At 43.8% G+C, this 20,390-nt stretch carries 16 protein-coding genes and 1 pseudogene; 4 read left to right on the top strand and 13 right to left on the bottom strand.

Annotated elements, in window-relative coordinates; all coding sequences use genetic code 11:
* Positions 1 to 10: 10 nt before the first annotated feature.
* Positions 11 to 715, bottom strand: coding sequence for a LuxR C-terminal-related transcriptional regulator (locus tag ACGF63_RS16070; protein WP_132352063.1), 705 nt, complete (start codon positions 713 to 715; stop codon positions 11 to 13).
* Between the two features lie 183 nt (positions 716 to 898).
* Between ACGF63_RS16070 and ACGF63_RS16065 the strand changes: the two genes are divergently transcribed.
* The 3 genes from ACGF63_RS16065 (at position 899) to ACGF63_RS16055 (ending at position 4,188) form a co-directional block, all read left to right on the top strand.
* Positions 899 to 1,789: an N-acyl homoserine lactonase gene (locus ACGF63_RS16065; RefSeq protein ID WP_387632004.1), complete on the top strand. Its 891-nt coding sequence runs from the start codon at positions 899 to 901 to the stop codon at positions 1,787 to 1,789.
* Between the two features lie 522 nt (positions 1,790 to 2,311).
* Complete coding sequence (locus ACGF63_RS16060; RefSeq protein WP_387632001.1) at positions 2,312 to 3,058, top strand: hypothetical protein; 747 nt, start codon at positions 2,312 to 2,314, stop codon at positions 3,056 to 3,058.
* A 62-nt stretch (positions 3,059 to 3,120) separates the two neighbouring features.
* Complete coding sequence (locus ACGF63_RS16055) at positions 3,121 to 4,188, top strand: fucose-binding lectin II (RefSeq protein ID WP_387631998.1); 1,068 nt, start codon at positions 3,121 to 3,123, stop codon at positions 4,186 to 4,188.
* Positions 4,189 to 4,378: 190 nt separating this feature from the next.
* Here the strand turns inward: ACGF63_RS16055 and ACGF63_RS16050 are convergent.
* From ACGF63_RS16050 to cmoM, 6 genes and pseudogenes are all read right to left on the bottom strand, one after another.
* A pseudogene (locus tag ACGF63_RS16050) lies at positions 4,379 to 4,618 on the bottom strand (Txe/YoeB family addiction module toxin).
* A gap of 320 nt (positions 4,619 to 4,938) precedes the next feature.
* Positions 4,939 to 5,889 (bottom strand): Rpn family recombination-promoting nuclease/putative transposase, encoded by a 951-nt coding sequence (locus ACGF63_RS16045; protein ID WP_132352069.1) that lies wholly within the window; start codon positions 5,887 to 5,889, stop codon positions 4,939 to 4,941.
* A 213-nt stretch (positions 5,890 to 6,102) separates the two neighbouring features.
* Positions 6,103 to 10,551, bottom strand: a complete 4,449-nt coding sequence (mukB, locus tag ACGF63_RS16040) for a chromosome partition protein MukB (RefSeq protein WP_387631994.1) — start codon at positions 10,549 to 10,551, stop codon at positions 6,103 to 6,105.
* Positions 10,548 to 11,270 (bottom strand): chromosome partition protein MukE, encoded by a 723-nt coding sequence (gene mukE, locus ACGF63_RS16035; RefSeq protein WP_387631992.1) that lies wholly within the window; start codon positions 11,268 to 11,270, stop codon positions 10,548 to 10,550. Before mukE ends, mukB begins: the two co-directional genes overlap by 4 nt.
* Positions 11,251 to 12,573: a chromosome partition protein MukF gene (mukF, locus tag ACGF63_RS16030; protein WP_387631989.1), complete on the bottom strand. Its 1,323-nt coding sequence runs from the start codon at positions 12,571 to 12,573 to the stop codon at positions 11,251 to 11,253. Before mukF ends, mukE begins: the two co-directional genes overlap by 20 nt.
* Complete coding sequence (cmoM, locus tag ACGF63_RS16025; RefSeq protein ID WP_036848579.1) at positions 12,570 to 13,355, bottom strand: tRNA uridine 5-oxyacetic acid(34) methyltransferase CmoM; 786 nt, start codon at positions 13,353 to 13,355, stop codon at positions 12,570 to 12,572. Before cmoM ends, mukF begins: the two co-directional genes overlap by 4 nt.
* Positions 13,356 to 13,508: 153 nt before the next feature.
* Here cmoM and elyC point away from each other — a divergent pair, with 153 nt between their 5' ends.
* Positions 13,509 to 14,348: an envelope biogenesis factor ElyC gene (gene elyC / locus ACGF63_RS16020; protein ID WP_387631985.1), complete on the top strand. Its 840-nt coding sequence runs from the start codon at positions 13,509 to 13,511 to the stop codon at positions 14,346 to 14,348.
* Between the two features lie 321 nt (positions 14,349 to 14,669).
* Here the strand turns inward: elyC and ACGF63_RS16015 are convergent, their stop codons facing one another.
* The 6 genes from ACGF63_RS16015 to msbA form a co-directional block, all read right to left on the bottom strand.
* Positions 14,670 to 15,656 carry an Rpn family recombination-promoting nuclease/putative transposase gene (locus tag ACGF63_RS16015; protein ID WP_387631982.1) on the bottom strand — a complete coding sequence of 329 codons (987 nt, stop codon included), beginning with the start codon at positions 15,654 to 15,656 and terminating at the stop codon, positions 14,670 to 14,672.
* A 201-nt stretch (positions 15,657 to 15,857) separates the two neighbouring features.
* On the bottom strand, positions 15,858 to 16,607 hold the full coding sequence (kdsB, locus tag ACGF63_RS16010; RefSeq protein WP_387631979.1) for a 3-deoxy-manno-octulosonate cytidylyltransferase: 750 nt from the start codon (positions 16,605 to 16,607) through the stop codon (positions 15,858 to 15,860).
* A 3-nt stretch (positions 16,608 to 16,610) separates the two neighbouring features.
* Positions 16,611 to 16,790, bottom strand: a complete 180-nt coding sequence (locus ACGF63_RS16005; RefSeq protein ID WP_036848571.1) for a Trm112 family protein — start codon at positions 16,788 to 16,790, stop codon at positions 16,611 to 16,613.
* 246 nt (positions 16,791 to 17,036) lie between these two features.
* A complete protein-coding gene (locus ACGF63_RS16000) occupies positions 17,037 to 17,252 on the bottom strand; it encodes a cold-shock protein (RefSeq protein ID WP_021325185.1) in 216 nt (71 codons plus the stop codon).
* A gap of 392 nt (positions 17,253 to 17,644) precedes the next feature.
* Entirely contained in the window at positions 17,645 to 18,640 is a 996-nt protein-coding gene (gene lpxK, locus ACGF63_RS15995) for a tetraacyldisaccharide 4'-kinase (protein WP_152962850.1), read from the bottom strand.
* A complete protein-coding gene (gene msbA, locus ACGF63_RS15990) occupies positions 18,637 to 20,385 on the bottom strand; it encodes a lipid A ABC transporter ATP-binding protein/permease MsbA (RefSeq protein ID WP_036848568.1) in 1,749 nt (582 codons plus the stop codon). Before msbA ends, lpxK begins: the two co-directional genes overlap by 4 nt.
* Positions 20,386 to 20,390 lie beyond the last annotated feature (5 nt).

Here is a 20,390-nt window from a genome sequence, read left to right as displayed (position 1 = left end):
AAACAAGGCTTCATAATTCTATTTGGCCATTTTCAATGGCCTTTATTATGGCTGCACCTCTAGAGTTAACATTAAATTTTTCTCTAATTTTTTTAAAATGAAAATTAACATTTGCTTCTGAGCAATTAAGTATGCGTGATATCTCCCATGTTGTTTTTCCAATTAAATACCAAGAACAAACTTCTTTTTCTCTTTCACTTAATTTAATGTTGTTTTTTTTATTTTTTTTGTTTTTTAAAATAATCAAATAATGTAGTATTATATCTCTTAATGCCATTAGTTGATTGAAATTTTTATTTATTGTCCTTGTATAATCATCTTCTTTGCAATAAAAAGATAAAGTTAAAATTCCAAAATCATGATTAATACCATGCATAGGAAAAGATATGCCATGGTTTATTCCATAATCCTTAATTTCATGTAAAAAAAGTGATTTTTCTTCTAGTTTATTGCAATCCCATATGAAAGGGATAGTGTTTTTTATGCAATATTCAAAAACGGGATTGTTATTGATATATTTTTCTTTTTGATATGTTAAGGCTAATTGATCATTATTGGTAATGAAATTTGCTTCTTTAATATTATTTTTAGTTGAAGAGTAAAAGAGAGAATACCATTCTATATCAGTAATAGATTGAATGGTTTTAATAACAAAATGAAGATCATTAAATTCCTCAACAACACAATCTGAATAAAATTCATACAAGTCAATCATAATTTAACCTGGGTATTGTTAAATATTTCAAAATGTTAATACTAAGATTAGTCCAATAATTGACTAGAACAACTATCAAATCTGATAGTTGTGATATAAACAAAACAGTGAAAGACTTTACTAGGAAGTGAACGAGGAACAATTTAATTTCAATTAATACACTTTAAATTAAGTGAGGATTTTATGAAAAAGCCTATTGTAGGTTTGCTCCTTAGTATTGTCTTTTTTTCAGCAAATACTTCTGCTTTCACTCAAACGGAAAATGAAACCGAGGTACAAAATAATATTTCGAGTATATTAACTCAACAATATAATAATACCGTTAAAGATTGTGGTGATGCTCAATCATCCGCTTTTCTTTGCTCTGGCGTTATATTGCGTGGCACTATACATTCAAATAATCATAAATTTTGGCAACCTAGCCCATCATCTATAAAAAGTGGTGGTGTTTCTTTTTCATATTTAAGGAAAGACGCTAAGTTTAAACGCTTAGCTTATGGATATAAAAATGGATTTATTGTTTTCCCTGAACATATAGCACCTCAAGATAGAGTCGATTTTCCTGTATTGTGTGCATTTCCTATCGATGGCTATACAAATGAGAGAACGAATAAAGGTTGTGGTGAAAATATTACTAAAGCGACAGGTAAAGGTAAATCTTGCCAAGAACAAAATGTGATGAATTCCGATGATTGGATAAAAAATTATAGGAAAGTAAACTCTCAAGATCTTTTTCAATGTGGATTTAATGTTACTAAAGATGTAAATAATCCAGCTATAGCTTTCTATCAAATGTTAGAAAGTATCAAAAAACTTCCACGTACTCCTAATACTCCACCAAAACAGAATGAAATCAGAATGTCAACCTGGGAAGAAAATGATCCTAATAAATTACCTATTGAAGCCCTTTTTTATTCAGAAAATTCAGGCTTAGCTGATGCGCAAAAAGATCAGCGTGATTATAAAGACGCAACAGGTAAATTTTTGCCTATTGTTAAAATGCTACTGCCAAGAACTTTAAATGAGGATGCATTATTCAAATTCAATATTGAAGATCAAGTTATTAAGCCATAAACGATTATTGGATTACTGTAAGCTCTATTTTTCATACTGAGCTTACCTGTAATCCACCTTCGCTCTTCGTGATGAAACAGAACTCTGCTTTGACATCCTCCTCACCCTGAAGAGGGTGTCGCAAAAGGCCAGCATTGAAAATAAAACCAATCCACTTATCCCAAGCAATAAAAATAACACTATTCATTATCCCCGACTTGTCATACTTAAAATTGAACAACCAGAGAAAATAAATATCGATTAACAATCTCTGTTATTAATTGATGTTGCGTCCAAAAATCCCCCGCCCATAATTGTTTTGTTTCACGAAAAATTATTTAAATAACTATTGGATAAATTTTTAAATATAAACAATAACATCTATAAATCATGTTATTGCGGTAGCTATACCCTTAAATCAAAACTAATGAAAAAAAGCAATAAACGTTTTTTATATTTTAAATGTAAATAGTAAATGAAGGAAAAAATCATCAATTTCATTGATGAACAAAACAACTCAATATCATATACAAGGTGATAAAAATGGAAAAAGAATATAACCGGTCCACTTCAGAATCCAATACAGAGAATACCAATACTCTGGATCGCCATACAGTTGGTAAAACGCCCGGTCGGACTGATAATCCACATTCAGCGCTAAAACCGGGTGATGACTATACACAAGCAATAAAAATTAACCCTAACGGCGGCTTAAAAGTAGACAGTAACGGCATCAGTATTGATCCCAATAATGTACTGCCAAAAGGAATGATTATGATGTTCTCCGGTATGGATGCTCCTACAGGCTGGGCTTTTTGTGATGGTAATAATGGAACCCCAGATTTAAGAAGTCGTTTTGTCATGTGCGGTGAAACTATTTCTGAAACAGGGCAAAGCAGTAGTAAAGCTAATGGTAGTGGCACCGAAAAAAGCTTTTCCAAAAATACAACATCAACAACAGTCTCTGTAAATGTTACTGTGGAAAATACAGTATTAACAGAGTCACAAATACCTAGTCATAAACATATTGGGGGTATGTCTTACTATATTGATCATGGAATGAAATATGGTCCTACCGCTAATACCAAAACCGAATATCAAATAAATAATCATAGTAGTAGTTCAATATGGTGGAAACCTTCAAATGGAAATAATTATTATGCCTACACATCATTCACAGGAGGTGGACAAGGACATAATCACCCAGCAACAGCATCGTCCCCTTCACATAATCATAGTGTTGATATAATTCCGCCTTATTATTTATTAGCTTTTATTATGAAACTTTAATTCCGATGCACTAAAAATATTTAAATTACCTCTTATTTTCTAATTACAAAGGATATATAACAATGAATATATCTAGTTATTTCTTCCTGAATGAAGAAAACATTAAGTTCAATAATCAATGTTTAAATGCATACATGGGTTACCCCCAACCCATCGCTAAAGATTGGCCCAACCTACCTGCCGGGTTCCAAAGATATATTGACGATATTATTAATTTAAATGGTTTTTTATATTTTTTTAAAGGTTCACTATATCTTAAATTCGATATCGCAAAAGCAGAGGTCGTTGATGGACCGAACTTCATTATAGATGGGTGGCCTGGATTAAAAGGAACAGAACTGGAAAATGGAATAGATGCAGCCATAGAATTGACTACAAACACCGTCTGTTTCTTTAAAGGTGAACATTGTGTAGATTACACCATCGATTTACACACAATTAAGACCAACACTATTTCAGATCGGTGGGGAATGACTGGGAAATATGCAGCATTTAGTAGCAATCTGGGTGCTGTTATTTCATGGCCAGATATCGATGGAAATTTTATTTATTTTTTCAAAGGTGATTCTTTTATTCGGTTCGACCCAAATTTGAATGCACTTGATGCCGGGCCAATCATCCTCTCCAACGATAATAATGGTTGGAGAGGATTAGTCTTCAAAAATGTTCAAGCGGCAGTATCGGTCGATACCGATTTATTAGGAAGTCACCGTGGCAATAATGGAGGCAATAATGGAGGCAATAATGGAGGCAATAGTAGCGTCTGTAGTGGAACATGTGGTACTAATGACACGGGTAAACATTGTTTCCAGTTACCTCAAAATATTATATTCGCCCTGACAGCCTACGCTAATACAAATATTCCGCAAACTGTAAAAGTATATATTGACGATCTTCTGGTAGATACATTAACCGGTAAAGGACAAAATAATCTAATGGCAACTAAAGCCTACACATCAGGTACAGGCAAAGTCTGTATTGAGATTGCAGGAGATGGCAAACCATGCAAACTTCGTTATTTCGATAATACATTTGATGGAAATCCGGGAACCGCTATTATCGGTGCTGAAAATGGTACCAATAGTCATTACAATGATAGCGTGGTGTTCTTGAATTGGCCTCTGACATAAACTAAAAATACTTAGGTAAATGTCACTATCAATAAATAAAATCAATATTATTGCGCCCTCTGGGGCGCATTTTTTCCTACTCATATGACTACCGTAAAATAAATAGTAGTATTTAGCGGATTATCCTGATTTTATTTACTCTTAAAAATTTACAAATAATTTCAGACGAGAAATATGAGGTACTACCCCATTAATAATGATACCGGCAAGAAAGAATAATCAATCGATCACCTTCCACTTTATAGATTAGCCTATGCTTATCGGTAATACGACGTGACCAATAACCTGTAAGATTATGTTTCAATGGCTCAGATTTACCAATACCACGGAATGGCGTTCTCTCTATATCTTTAAGAAGCGCGTTAATCCGCTTAACGGGCTTCTTATCATTCTGTTGTCAGAAAAAGTAATCTTGCCAGAATTTACCCACAAAATGCTTATTTAATTAACCTCAGTTCTGCTTAAGAACAGAGATTTCAGAAGCACGTAGATTCAGACTCGGTCTTATCGCTTGGAATGTAAATGTGCCGCTTCTATGCGTTTCGTGCATTGACTCACGCATTTTTATGCCGATAACGTATCAACAGTAAATTTGTCGGACATGTGTTCAAGCTCACTCTGGCTCAGTCCAGTAATTTTCATCGCCGTTTCACGGTCGATACTCATACTTTGGTGACTGTTCTGACAGTCACCGTAAGATCCTCTTTTAACACGAATCGTTGAATGCTGATGAAGAACTCTCAATACGAGTTAGTGGCGTATTTGCTCAAGTTCGTTCTGGCTCAACCCGGTAGTTTTCATTATCGTTTCACGGTCGATACCCATGTCGATCATCGCCCACGCGACTTTCAAGATCCCCCGTTTTTCGCCTTCCTGCAATCCTTCCTGACGTCCTTCCTGACGTCCTTCCTGACGTCCTTCCTGACGTCCTTCCTGGCGTCCTTTCTGCTCGAGTTTCTGCGCTATTGTCATCAGTACCTCCTCATACTTCGGGGACTGTTCTGCCAGTCGCCGGATAAAACCCTCTGGATCGGCGGTATCTCCCGCCTGTAATAAGTAGTTTAGCACGCTTTTTAGCTGTTCATCCGTATAGTAATCATACGTCAGCAGTATGACCAACTCTTGCAGCAACTCTGCCATATCTCGCTGCCGGATATGCTTTTGCACCATTTCCAGTAGCGCGACCCGTTTGTGCGTCAGGATTGCATCATCAGGAATTACCGTCACATCTACCAGCGGGAATTTATTGGAATAGATTTCCTCCGCCAGGGCCGGATCATCGAAACAGTCGAGCCAATGGGTACTCCAGGGATACGGCTGTATTTTCCCGTGATAGAACAACACCGGAATAACTAGCGGCAATTTTTCATGTCCCTGTTCCAGATGCCGCTGCATTGCGGAAATACTGTATCGCATCAGCCGGAATGCCATCATCTTATCCGGGGAACTCTGGTGTTCGATCACGCAATATACGTATCCGTCACCCTGCGCTGTTTTCAATGAATACAAAATGTCGGAATAATGCGCACGCAAATTGCCTTCAATAAACGACCCTGATTCCAACCGCAGTGTATCCAGATCACAAACTGCCCGTAATGTCGCAGGCAAATGGATCTCCAAAAAGTCTCTGGCAGTATCAATATGACTTAAAAACTGTTTAAAAACAGCGTCATGTGGCGTTGGTGTATTTTTTCTCTTCATCGGTGAATGGTAGCATACTTTCTTTTATATTGAAGGAATATTAAGCAAAAAACCAAGCGGACTGAATAATATGTCCTTTTCTCGTATCAATAATATCTAATCTGATAAGCAGAAAATAAACTGTACAATCTCAAGCTAAACTATCTATTGCGCCATCCGTGGCGCAATCTCTTTATTTTCTCTATCAATGACTATCGCAAGTCATCCATTTAATTAAGCGGTAGCATCTGAAATCAATTGAGTTGCCGGAGCATCCTGCCCAAATCCCCGCAGCCCGACCACATGAACATGTTCGTGGTTTTTAAATACTTTACGCACCAATTTATAGGTGGTCCCCTTTTCAGGGCTGATATTTTCTGGTGCAGCGATAATTAACTGCATTTGCAGGCGTTCGCATAATTCAAACAAAGTAGCGATAGATTTGGCATCCAAACGCGCCGCTTCATCCAAGAACAGCAACCGACAAGGGGAAATATCCTTACCACGCAAACGGCGAGATTCTTCTTCCCAACTCTGTACAACCATCACCAGAATCGACATGCCGGTACCAATCGCTTCACCGGTCGATAGCGCCCCACTTTCCGCTTTTAACCAGCCATCCGATCCGCGGTTAACTTCAACATCCAGTTCCAAATAGTTACGGTAATCCAGCAATTCTTCACCTATGGTTTGCGGCAAGCGCTGCCCCATATCCACTTGCGGATTCAGGCGCTGATAAAGTTTTGCCATTGCCTCAGAGAAGGTCAATCGCTGGCTGTTAAACAGGTCCTGATGTTGTTCCTGCTGTTCAGAAAGTACATCCAGCAATATTGCATGGCTTTCACGCACATTCACATTCAGCCGCACACCACGAACCTGACCAAAGGAGACGGCTTGTAATCCCTGATTCAGCATACGAATACGGTTCTGCTCACGCTGAATGGTTTTTCGGATAATATTCGCCACACTCTTCGAACTGATAGCGAGTTTTTGCTCGCGGGCAGTCAGTTCTTCCGTCAGACGGGCCAGCTCAATTTCCATCTGTTCAATCGCGTCAACCGGATCGTCAGTGCGGATAATGTCCTGACGAATACGTTCACGCAGATGCTGATATACAGCAATAAAGAACTGCACTTTACGTTCAGGCCGTTTAGGATCTTCCGATAAACGCAAAGCATCACGCAGATGTTCGTTATCAGCCACCGCCAGACGCAATGCCCCCAACGCTTTATCCGACATGGAACGTAACGCGCCACCTTCCATATACGCCAGTTCACGGCGATGTAGGCGACGTTCAACGCCATTGTCTTTCACCATGCGCATCACTGCACACCAACCCGCTTTAGCAACAACCACGTGTTCACGGATCTGATGGTAATCGCGTTCCAGTTTCCGCAGTTTTTTCTGCACGCTTTCCATTTCCGCTTCACAGAAGGCGATCTGTTTCTCAAGCTGATTGACTCTGGAACGGTTAACGCTGAGTGCTTCATGGAGTCGATCACGACGCTCGCGGGCGCGAATTTCAGCATTCGCATCCGCCTGCACACCGATATCTTTCATCTCCTGTAGCAGCTCTTTCAGCATATCCTGTTTGGTTTCATAGGAGCTTTTCAGGGATGCCAGCACCTGGTTAAACTGGGAATACTGCGCTTGCTGTTGACGCAGTTGTTCACGGGCGCGGCTGCGATCCGATTCCGCATGTTCCAGACGCTGACGCAGTTTGTCATTCAGATCCGCATTTTCACTGAGCATGCCCGCAGAATCACTGTAGCTGAAATGCGCACGGCGCTGTACGACTTCCACCAGCGCAAAAGCCTGTTGTTTAGCCTGATGCTGACTGTGTTTGGCGATTGCATAATCCTGCTGCAACTGTTCATGTTGCTGTGGATCACTTTGCAAAACCGCAACCATAGGTTCCAGTTTTGTCAGCGCCGAACCATGTTGTTGCAGGAAACGCGCCGCTTCCTGCGCTTCGTCCCTCTCTTCGCGCACTTCTTCTACGCGATCAATTAAAGTTTCATCCAATAACAGACTGATTTGAGGGATCAGGCGGTTTAATGCGGTCAGGCTTTCTTTCGCCTGTGTATATTGCTGGCGCTGCTGTTGAGTTTGATCTTCAAACCGGGACACTTCACGTTCCAGTTCCGTATGGCGCTGTTTCAGTTCACGGATTTCAGCTTCCGGATCGGTATCAAATGCCACAGACAGGTGTTTACCGACAAATTGACTGAACGCCTGATGAGCACGCTGAATTTTCTGCACATCAAAAGAGAGCGTGGCATAACGCTCTGCCAAGGCATCACGCTCCAGATTCAAGACTTCCAAACGGTTTTCTCTGGCGGCGCGACCAAACAGCGGCAATTCAGGGTAACGGGAATAACGCCATTGGCGATCAGACGATTTGACCAGTACCGCATTGGTCTGTTCTTCGGCATGAAATACGCTGTCATCAAAGGATTGTGGATCCCCTTCAATTAAGTAGAGATCTTCCGGGCAATCTTCCAGCGTTTCAAGATGCGGGCGTACCAGAGAAAGATCCGGCACCACAATGCCGTGACGCGCCGGTCCGTATAGGGCTGAGAAATAAGGCGCATCATCAATGGTGATATCGTCATAAATTTCCGACAGCAAAACCCCGCCGAAACGTTCTGCCAAGGCAATCATCCGGCTATCTTCCGCGCCGCTTGGCTGGCTGAGGCGCTCGATTTGCTTTTCCAGCTTACGTTTTTGCGCCGCAACTTCATCACGCTCTACCGTGGCTTCACGCTCACGCTCAAGCAACTGCTGCATATATTCGGTTACGTCATTACTGCTTGCCAGTGCCTCACCATTCTGTTCACACAGTTGGTTCAGGGTATCCTGCGCCGCCAGCCAAACCGGTGCGCGGGCAGTCAGTGACTGAATTTTCTGTTTCAGTTGTTCAAGTTCCTGACGCATCTCCATACGGCGTTCACCGCTTTCATTGACGCTCAGGCTCAACGCTTCTTGCCGAGCTTCAAGTTCATTTTGCAACGCTTCCAGATCTTCAGCCTGATATTGACGCCCCTGACGCTGACAAAACTCGCTCAATAAACGCTCTGCGTTCTGCTGGTTGTTCAGCCGCTGTTCCAGTTCAGACAACCGCATCCGCAATGGCTGCACCCGATCCGCCAGATGTCGCTGTGATGGCCAGTCACGCAGCAATTCGCGGGCGCTCTGCCATGCTTCACTGCGGCTGGTTTCGCCAACGATGTTTTTAACCAGTTGATACGCCTGTTCGAACTGATGATGCGCCGCATCCGCAACACTTAATTTCTGTTCCAGCGCCAACAGGGCTTCTGTCGCCTGCTGTTCTTTAGCCTGAAAGGTTTCCAGCCACTCTTCTGCGTTATCAACGGAAAGATCCGGTAACCGGCAAAGCTCACGGGTGCGTTCCAGCGCTTGTAAGGCCTGTTGATACTGAATAGCCCGGGTTTGCTGAACATCCAGTGCCTGCTGGTAATCCGCCAACTGGCTTTTCAGTTCATCCACTTCCTGTTCTGCCGCTTCCGCTCTGGCTTCATATTCAGACTGAATTTCCGCTGCTTCTTCAACAACGTCTGTCTGTTCTTCCAGCCGGTAAGACAGCTCTTCCAGATCCCCCTGATAACGGTCGATTTTTTCCTGCTGGCGCATGGCGGTCTGCACCAGATTCAGGTGGTCACTGGCAGCTTGATGATCTGTTTCTAAATCAGAAGAAGCACCATTCTGTTCAGCCAGTTCGCGGGCCATTTCGACATGACGATACTGCTCAGTCGCCAGTTGTTTCTGGCTGCCAAACAGTTCACCACGCAATGCTAACGCTTCATCCAGATGAGTACGACGCTCATTGGCATGGCGCATATAGTCGGCGGAAACGTAGGAAGTTGCTTCGGTGATCAAATGTTTGAACAGATCGCGATCAGATTGGGTTACCCGAATGGCTTCCAGCGTTATGCGGTTTTCGCGCAATGCGGCTTCCATATCCTGAAACGCCTTGCGGACACCGCTATTTTCCGGCAACAGGTAATCGCGCAAGGAGCGGGTAATCGCACTGGAGATACCACCGTACAGAGAAGCTTCGATCAAGCGATAGAATTTACTACGATCACTGGCTGAACGCAGGCGTTTGGGGATCACGCCCAAATCAAACATCTGCGCATGATAATCCGTGATGGAGTTAAATTGTTTGAACTGCACGCCTTCCATTTCATCAAGGCGGTCTTTCAGTTCATTTAGCGGCAATACACGCGCCTGCCTTTCACCCACATTTTCAGTCAGTAACTGAGTGGGTTGGATAGCCGTCGGCAAGCCCTGAATCATAAAGGGCTTGATATCAACTTTGCGGTCACGGCCCGCCACCTGTTGCAGTCTCACCCCAACCACCACTCGCTGATGGCGGGAGTTAATCACATCCAGGGTTGAGTAACAGACTCCCGCGCGTAACTTGCCGTGTAACCCTTTATCACGGGAACCGGAAGTGGCGCCCGCTTCGGTAGTGTTACGGAAATGGAGCAGCGTCAAATCAGGAATAAGCGCGGTGACAAATGCCGCCATCGTGGTGGATTTACCCGCGCCATTACCGCCTGATAAGGTGGTCACCAGTTCATCAAGATCAAAAGTTCTGGCAAAAAAACCATTCCAGTTAACCAGCGTCAGCGAACGAAATTTACCGCGTTCAATCATGGTTGTTCATCTCCCGCACCCTCTGCTGAGTTATCCGGTGTTTCATCATTTTCACTGTCATCAAGCGACAAGCTGCCTTCAACCGGCATTGCCTCACCATCACGGATCATCCTCAGTTGTACTTCACGAGGATCGTCGCCACTGCGTACATCAGCACCAAAACGGAATACCGCCTCAGTGAGGGTAAATTTGTTGCTGTCATTCGCCAGGAAATAGACCATGCCCAAACGACGCAGACGGTTGAGCGTCGTGCGCACTTTTTCCTGCAATTTCTGTTTATCCAGATCCGAACCGGAAGAACGCTGGTTGACAAACTTCATCAGTTTGCTCTCATCAGCCAGCGAGATCAGTTCTTCATACAGTTCCTGAGAGGTAAAAATCCCCTGATTAGCCAGCCGTTCCGGGCTGAGATAGAGATAACAGAGGATTTTGCCGACCATCATATCCAGCTCTGATAATACCGAACGGGAGATCAAGGTGGTCGAACGAGGCCGCAGATAGAAGAAGCCTTCCGGTGCACGGATCAACTCCACATTATAGCGGGCGTAAAATTCTTCCAATTGCTCCTGAAAATCCATCAGAAAAGCGTGATTATCAAGATCATCTATCCCGATATGACGGCCCGCGCGAAGCTGGCTGTCCAGTTCCGGGAAAAGTGAATTGGCTAACGCCTGTGCCAGTTTAACCGGCATAAATTGTTCAATATGTGTCGATGACATGTGCCTGTACCTTGGCTCCGTAATCATTAATCGCTAACCATTCCGCTGGCAACCCAGAGAAATCCGCTTCTGCAACACCCAACCGCACAGCCTGATCCACCAAAATACGCGCCACATCGAAGTGACGGGGAAGCGGATGTTGAGCAAGGTAGTCTCTTAGTACCGCCCCCAAATCCAGCGGGCGTTGCTCCTGCTGATATACCAACAGGGCTTTTTCAATCATTGCCGCCAGTTGATCGTTTATTTCACTGAATTCTTCATATTCCAGTTCTAACGGCAGTTCGCCGGTCACTTCTTCATTACGTAACGCCAGTTCCTGATCACGCATATCCAGTAAACGCTCTGCGTTGGCAATGGTGAGTGTCCACGGGTTATCAAAATAGTGCTGCACTGATTGACGTAAGCGCTGGGAGAAAATACGGTTTTTATCCATATCAATCGCGGTACGGATAAATTTGTGAACGTGGCGGTCGTAGCCGATCCATAAGTCAATCGCCTGCTGACCCCAACTGATAATACGGTCCAGTTTGCTTTGCAGATCAAACACCAGTTTATCAACCAGCTCTGATCCGCCACTGCCCATATTCGCATCCTGAATACGCAGCAAATTGGCCTGTAGTTTATCTCCCGCCGCTTCCAGTGTGTCTTGCAGCTCCCGCAATGTCCCTGATGTTTCTGATAACAACTGTTCGCAGTTAGCAATCGCGGCTTGCCAGTCTTGATTCAGCAACGCCGCAATATCTTCTTTAACGAAGTTTTGCTGCTCATCCATCAGGCGTTGGGACATGTCAATGCTATCGAAGATTTCCGCGACAGAATATTTCAGCGGCGCAAAGACGTTGCGATGCCAATGAAATTCATCTCCCCCTTCTTCCGCCGCCTCTGCCGCCCGGTGCAGCTCATTCGCCACAATCGAAAGCTGCATAGAGAGGCGTAAGGTAGAAAATTCCCGCTGGCGAATGTAGTAGTCACTGATACTGATACCAAGCGGGGTTAAGCGATAGATTGCATTGCCATCGGCCAGTTCACTGGTAAAACGGTTAAGCAGTTTCTGGCGCACCATGTCATTGATGGCATTGTTAGCCCGCACCGCGACGGACTCCGCCGTTTGCTCGAATCCTTTGCAAACTTCACGAAAAGCGTCAATCAGCTCCCCTTCGCTCATCTCACCATCAAGACGCTCGCTGTTTAATACCGCGATTGCCATCAGAAAAGCCAGCCTTTCCACCGGCAAAGAGATGGAAAAATCATTTTTCCTGGCCCAGGACACCAGTTCCGGGATAGTCTGGGAATATTCACTCATAATTCATCCTTTAATGCCGGCTTGCGTGCCATTACATGAATGTAACGCCCCAAACTGATATAAGGCTCCTGTCGGCAATAACGCTGTTCTAATTCCAGCAACGCTGGAAAGTTTTTGCTCTGTAATTGGCGACTTTGCAAATAATCGTGAAAAACACGCACACCGGTTTTACCGGTAATCACCATATTTAATTCATCAAGCCATTGATATACCTGTTCAGGCACCAACGGATTCTGAGGAGACAGTGAACGTTTTCTGCGACGCGGCATATTGGGTGTCGCCAAATGAAAATTACCTAAAATAGCATTACGCATGACCAAACCATTGGCATTGTAAAACATTAAAGACAGCGCGCCGCCAGGATTAATGATATTCGTTAACACTTCTATTGCATATTTCTGATCGGTAATCCATTCCAGTACTGCATGAAACAATACCAGATCTACCGGCTGTTCTATATATTGGCTAATTTCCTGTACCGGGCTTTGTATAAATTGCATATTTTGGCTGACCCCTTTTTCTTCGGCGGTCAGCTTTGCCCGTTGGATCATTTCTTCTGATAAATCGCAAAGTATCACCTGATGACCCAGTTCAGCTAATTGGCATGCCATATTCCCTTCACCGCCACCTGCATCTAAAATACGCAGTGGACGTCGTGGTAATTGAGCCAGTAATTCGCTGATATCCTGCCAGACAACGGCTTGCCTGATTTTACCTTTGGTTGTGCCGTAAATATTACGAGAGAATTTGTCTGCAATATCATCGAAATTGCGATCCCGCATGAAAAACTGCCTCACTAATGGAATAGATCTGATTTATCTGTTGAGATTTCATTATGCCAGCTGCTATTTTGGCACAGCATTCATTAGCATAACCACTTTTGACTACAAATCGTGGGCTATATGGCTATAATTCAATCAAGTTAAGGCAAATAAATGCTATTTTTATTTAAAAAGTACCTTGGTGCAATGGTAATGCCTCTGCCATTAATATTACTGATTTCACTTGTTGCCTTATTCCTGTTGTGGTTTACCCGTTGGCAAAAAACAGGGAAAACAGTTCTGACGTTCAGTTGGCTTGCTCTGCTTCTGCTCAGTCTGCAACCCGTTGCCGATAAGCTACTGTTACCATTGGAATCGATTTACGCTAAAGCCTACCAACCTGATCCCAGTGATATCAATCCACCGGTTGATTATATCGTCGTTCTTGGTGGTGGCTTCACTTATAACCCAAATTGGGCACCCAGTTCAAACCTGTTCAACAACAGTTTACCGCGGGTAACAGAAGGCATCCGTTTATATCGCCTGAATCCCAGCGCTAAAATGGTTTTTACCGGTGGTAAGGGAGAGAATGCTAAAAGCAACGCGGAAGTCGCCGCTATAGTAGCACAATCTCTGGGCGTACCCGCAGAAGATACTATCGCACTGACAAAACCCATGGATACAGAACAAGAAGCACATGAAGTTGAAAAATTGATTGGCAAGCGCTCTTTTATTTTGGTCACCTCCGCCAATCATATGCCACGGGCGATAACTTTCTTTAAACAACGTGGATTGAACCCCATTCCCGGCCCGGCAAATCAATTAGCCATCACGTCCTCTTTGCATCCCTGGGAAAAATACCTGCCCTCTACTTATTACCTGTCTCATTCAGAGCGGGTATGGTATGAAACTTTAGGTACTCTCTGGCAACGTATTAAACCGTCGAAAAGTTCAGCACCTCCACAAACATTAGAGCATGTTCAACCGGTAAATGATCGGCAAACCATGCCTTGAAATAACATGGAGAAACGAAAGCGTAAATAACCTCAGCTCTGCTTAAGAACAGAGATTTCAGAAGCACGTAGATTCAGACTCGGTCTTATCGCTTGGAATGTAAATGTGCCGCTTCTATGCGTTTCGTGCATTGACTCACGCATTTTTATGCCGATAACGTATCAACAGTAAGTTTGTCGGACATTTGTTCAAGCTCAGTCCGATAATTTTCATCACCGTTTCACGGTCGGTACTCATACTTCGGTGACTGTTCTGACAGTCACCGTAAGATCCTCTTTTAACATGAATCGTTGAATGCTGATTAAGAACTCTCAGTACAAGTTAGTGGCGTATTTGCTCAAGTTCATTCTGGCTCAACCCAGTAGTTTTCATCACCGTTTCACGGTCGATACCCATGTCGATCATCGTACACGCGATTTTCAGAATCCCCTGCTTTTCGCCTTTATGCAATCCTTCCTGGAGTCCTTCCTGATGCCCTTCCTGACGTCCCTCCTGACGCCCTTCCTGACGCCCTTCCTGACGCCCTTCAATAAATCCTTGCTGGTGCCCTTTCTGCTCCAGTTTCTGCGCTATTGTCATCAGTACCTCCTCATACTTCGGGGACTGTTCTGCCAGTCGCCGGATAAAACCCTCTGGATCGGCGGTATCTCCCGCCTGTAATAAGTAGTTTAGCACGCTTTTTAACTGCTCATCCGTATAATAATCATACGTCAGCAGCGTAACCAACTCTTGCAGCAGCTCCGCCATATCACGCTGCCGGATATGTTTTTGCACCATTTCCAGTAGCGCGACCCGTTTGTGCGTCAGGATCCTATCATCCGGGATTACCGTCACATCTACCAGTGGGAATGCGCCGGAATAGATTTCCTTCGCCAAGGCCGGAGCATCGAAGCAGTCAAGCCAATTGGTACTCCACGGATACGGCTGTATTTTCCCGTGATAGAACAGCACCGGAATGACCAGCGGCAACTTTTCATGTCCCTGCTCCAAATGCCGTTGCATTGCTGAAACACCGTAGCGCATTAACCGGAATGCTATCATTTTGTCCGGGGAACTTTGGTGCTCTATCACGCAGTACACATAACCGTCACCCTGCGCCGTTTTCAATGAATACAAAATGTCGGAATAATGCGCACGCAGATTGCCTTCAATAAACGACCCTGATTCCAACCGCAGTGTATCCAGATCACAAACTGCCCGTAATGTTGCAGGCAAATGAATCTCCAAAAAGTCTCTGGCGGTATCAATATGACTTAAAAACTTTTTAAAAACAGCGTCATGTGGCGTTGGTGTATTTTTTCTCTTCATCGGTGAATGGTAGCATGCTTTCTTTTATATTGAAGGAATATTAAGCAAAAAACCAAGCGGACTGAGATGTCTTGAATTTTCCTTGACAAAAACGTTGATCGTATCTCAGAGACTTTAATTTTCTTCTTAAGCAAAGTTCAGGTTAAAATAGTAATAAAATGACGCGCTTTCGTTAACTCAAGAATGGGTTCAAGCAAGTCATTAAATTTCAGCAAAAACTTTTCTGACCGCGGCTAAATCTTCTGGCGTATCAACCCCCGCTCCCGGCGCTTTCAGTGCAATACCAACATGGATCTTCTCGCCGTACCAAAGTACCCGCAATTGTTCCAGCATTTCAATTTGCTCTAACGGGCTTGGCTCCCATTGCACATAACGACGGATAAAACCCGCGCGGTAAGCATAAATACCAATATGACGCAGGAAATTATCACCAATCATTTCCCGTGATTGCATAAAACGATCACGTTCCCAGGGGATCGTCGCTCTGGAGAAATAGAGTGCATAACCCTGTTTATCCATCACCACTTTCACCGCATTGGGGTTAAAGGCTTCTTCCGCGTCACGGATTTTCACCGCCAAGGTTGCCATTCCGGCTTGGCAAGCCGCCAGATTCTCTGCGACTTGTTTAATAATCTCTTCAGGAATTAAGGGTTCGTCACCCTGAACATTGACAATAATTTCATCATCGGAGAATTGATATTTTTCAATAACTTCCGCCAACCGCTCAGTACCAGAATGATGATTCTCGTTAGTCAAACAAGCCTCACCACCCGCAGCCACAACCGCATCAGCAACGTCGTGATTATCCGTTGCCACAATAACCCGTTCAGCACCCGAACGCATGGCGCGCTCCATAACCCGCACAATCATTGGCTTACCATGAATATCGGCTAATGGTTTACCGGGTAAACGGGTAGAAGCAAAGCGGGCAGGAATAATAACGGTGAACATGCCTTATTTTCCCTCATCCAGAGGTAACTCACGGGCTTCGTGGTCTAACAGAACGGGAATGCCATCACGCACAGGAAATGCCAGTCGATCCAACTTACAGATAAGTTCAAAATTCTCTTTATCGTAACTGAGCTTGCCGTTACATACAGGGCAAGCAATAATTTCGAGTAAACGGTGATCCATATACATCCTCCAGTTATGGAGCTTTTATTCGATGCGGCCCAGAATAACATAAGCCTGGTGTCACCGTTAACTCTTGTTATTTGATCTTTCGATCCTTTTCCCAATATCATTCACAAAAATCCAGATAGAGGAAATGTGAAGGTTCAGAACCCTCTCAGTAGATGTTATGCTTTTGTCTGAGAACCGATTTAGCTCTCTCTTTAATCATAAAGAGCGACAAATAAAATAATCTAATGAGATGAAGTCTTAAAATGCAATTACATCGGTTGCAGTTAAGCTATAACCGTTGCGAGTAATTGAAAATTCTACATTTTGTCCTTCTGTGAGTGATTTGCTTTTTGTATTAGCAATCGCTTTTCTTCTGACCAATATGTCTTGTCCCCCATCTTGTGGAGAAATAAAACCATATCCTTTATTCTCATCAAACCATTTCACTCTGCCCATCTTTAATTGTAATGTCATGATAAATCCCCCATTTGCTCATCTCACAATAATTTAATTTATTGTTTTTGATGTTTTTTACCCTTGATTAAGTTTTCGAATAGAACCTCGTCTCAGTTTCAATACGTTAAAATACACTTAATTCGAGTAGCACATTTGTTTAAGTAATGAATACAAACAACAAGTATCCTGCCAACATTGCCGATGACTGAACCAAGTTCATACAACGGTTGCTCATCCACAATGCATCGTTTTAATATCATTTAACAATGATAAAAAATCAAATAAATCTGGAATAATTACTGAAATTTTACGAATTGGTCAGAAGAGAACGGCTTGATAAGGAAGCGGATAGAACAGCCTCCTTGCCCGCTATCAGCTCACATTGGGCTGCTTTAGTTCAACTGTGAAATTTACTTAAACTTTTTATTGGCTTCCAATAATGAATCTATTTCATTCAACATTGCCTGCCCTTTTTCCTGTGGTAATTGGGCATCTACCGGTAAATACCACCAATTTGGCCGGGCAAATTTAAAGCACTTAACAGCATCTTTTTCCGTCATCAGTAAATTCTGGTTTGTATCAGCCAGATGACTCAGTTGCTCTTCGGTGTACATTTGATGATCAGCAAATGCATACTCTTTTTGTACATCAGCACCCAACTGTTGCAGAGTAGCAAAGAACCGTGGTGGATGCCCGATTCCTGCCATAGAAACAGCGTGAGGTATGAGATGCACTGCTCGCTTTTCACCGCTAACCATATTCACCGCCAGCCTGCCGGCTAATGTCATTGATAATTCGCCTGATTCAGGAGTACCGCCGTTGGTAATAACGGCATTAACCTTATTCAACCGCCCGGATAACTCACGCATTGGGCCAGCCGGAAGCCACCAACCATTACCAAAACGGCGTACGCCATCAATGACCGCGATTTCAAAATCCCGTTGTAAAGCATAATGCTGTAGACCATCGTCAGTAACGATAATATCTAATGACGTATCTGCCAGTAACGCTTTTACTGCTTCAACCCGTTTTGGCGCAACCGCTACAGGTGCACCAGTACGACGATGGATCAGCACCGGTTCATCACCTGCCTGAGCCGTAGTGATCTTGTCAGTCACCAACAAAGGATAATTTTCTGCTTTACCGCCATAGCCACGGGACACAACACCAACCCGGTAACCTTTTTTCTGCAACTGTTCCACCAGCCAGATAACAACCGGCGTCTTACCATTACCGCCAGCAGTCAGATTACCCACCACCACAATAGGTACAGGCGCTTTCCAGGATTGACTCAACCCCGCTTTATAACTCAATCTCCGTAAGCCACTTATCAGCCCGTAAAGGGCTGAAAAAGGTAATAACAGCAAATAAAGCCATGAACGGCCTGACCATATGCGTTCAATCATTGCCCAAATTGCATCCGATGTAGTTGTGAGTAAACCCCATTGTTCTCCAACAGAGAGAGATGGTTGCCTCGTTCAACAATATGTCCGTCTTCAATAACCAGAATTTCATCCGCTTTTTCAATGGTTGAAAGGCGATGTGCGATAACCAGTGAAGTTCTGTTTTTCTGCAATTCATCTAATGCCGCCTGAATCGCCCGCTCAGATTCAGTATCCAATGCTGAAGTTGCCTCATCAAGAATCAGAATCGGAGAATCACGCAACAAGGCGCGCGCGATAGCAATACGCTGACGCTGACCACCCGAAAGCAGAACACCATTTTCACCGATCATGGTATCCAGACCGTTATCCAACTTCCTGATAAAATCCATTGCATAAGCCATCTCAGCCGCCTTCTCAATCTCTTCGCGGCTGTATTGGTTTTCACTGGCATAAGCAATATTATTCGCTACGGTGTCGTTAAATAAATGGACATTTTGCGATACCAAAGCCACCTGGCTACGCAAAGAGAAAAGCGTATATTCCCGTAAATCATGACCATCAAGCAAAATGTTACCTGCGCTGATATCATAAAAACGGGTCATCAAATTGGCTATTGTGGATTTACCAGACCCCGATCGCCCCACCAACGCGATAGTTTTGCCGGCCGGGATATTCATGGAAACACTTTGTAACGCCGGCAGTTCTTTGGTCGGGTAGCAAAAAGTGACATCACGGAACTCAATATCCCCTTTCGCTTTTTTAAGCTCCAATTTGCCATCGTCTTTTTCCTGTTCCATATCCAGAATAGCAAACAGAGTCTGACAGGCAGCCATACCACGCTGGAATTGCGCGTTAACATTAGTCAAAGATTTCAATGGGCGCATCAGCGCAATCATGGATGAGAATACGACGGTAATTTTACCGGCGGTCAGGGTTTCCATAATATCCGGAAAGCTTGCCGCGTACAGTACGAAAGCCAAAGCAAACGAAGCAATAAGCTGAATAATCGGATCAGAAATTGATGAAGCGGAAACCATCTTCATGCCTTGCTGACGCATACGGTTACTGACTGTATTAAAGCGTTCAGATTCTACTTTCTGCCCGCCGAAAATCAGCACTTCTTTGTGCCCTTTCAGCATCTGCTCCGCACTGGCGGTGACTTGCCCCATGCTGTTCTGCATATTTTTACTGATACTGCGAAACCGCCCCGATACGGCACGAATAACTAATGACACTATCGGCGCAATCACAATCAGGATCATCGATAGCTGCCAGCTATAGTAGAACATCAGGATAAACAGGCCGATGATTGATGCCCCTTCCCTGACCACGGTAATCAGTGCACTGGAAGAGGAGGAGGCCACCTGTTCAGAATCATAAGTAATGCGGGAAAGCAGTGTCCCGGTAGATTGTTGATCAAAGAATGACACCGGCATCCCCATCATATGGCTGAACAGACGACGGCGCATCTGCATAACCACTTTACCGGAGACCCAGGAGATACAGTAACTTGATACAAACCCGGATAGCCCACGCATAATCATCAAAGCAATCACAACCAGTGGCATCCATTTCAGTACATCACTGCTTGCTTTGCCGAAACCTTCATCAAGTAAAGGCTTAAGCAATGAAAGCATTAACGTATCACCGGCAGCATTAAGGATCAGTGCAACCGCAGCAACTATCAGCCCAATCTTAAAAGGAAAAATGATTGGCCATAGTCGGCGAAAGGTCTGCCAGGTAGAAAGGTCTTTATCATTCATTATTGAGT

Origin of the sequence: Photorhabdus sp. RM322S, from assembly GCF_042879395.1 — a bacterium.
In the GTDB taxonomy this organism is placed as follows: domain Bacteria; phylum Pseudomonadota; class Gammaproteobacteria; order Enterobacterales; family Enterobacteriaceae; genus Photorhabdus; species Photorhabdus khanii.
The sequence above is the reverse complement of the archived record's forward strand: the minus strand, read 5'-3'. Positions and strand labels throughout refer to the sequence as shown.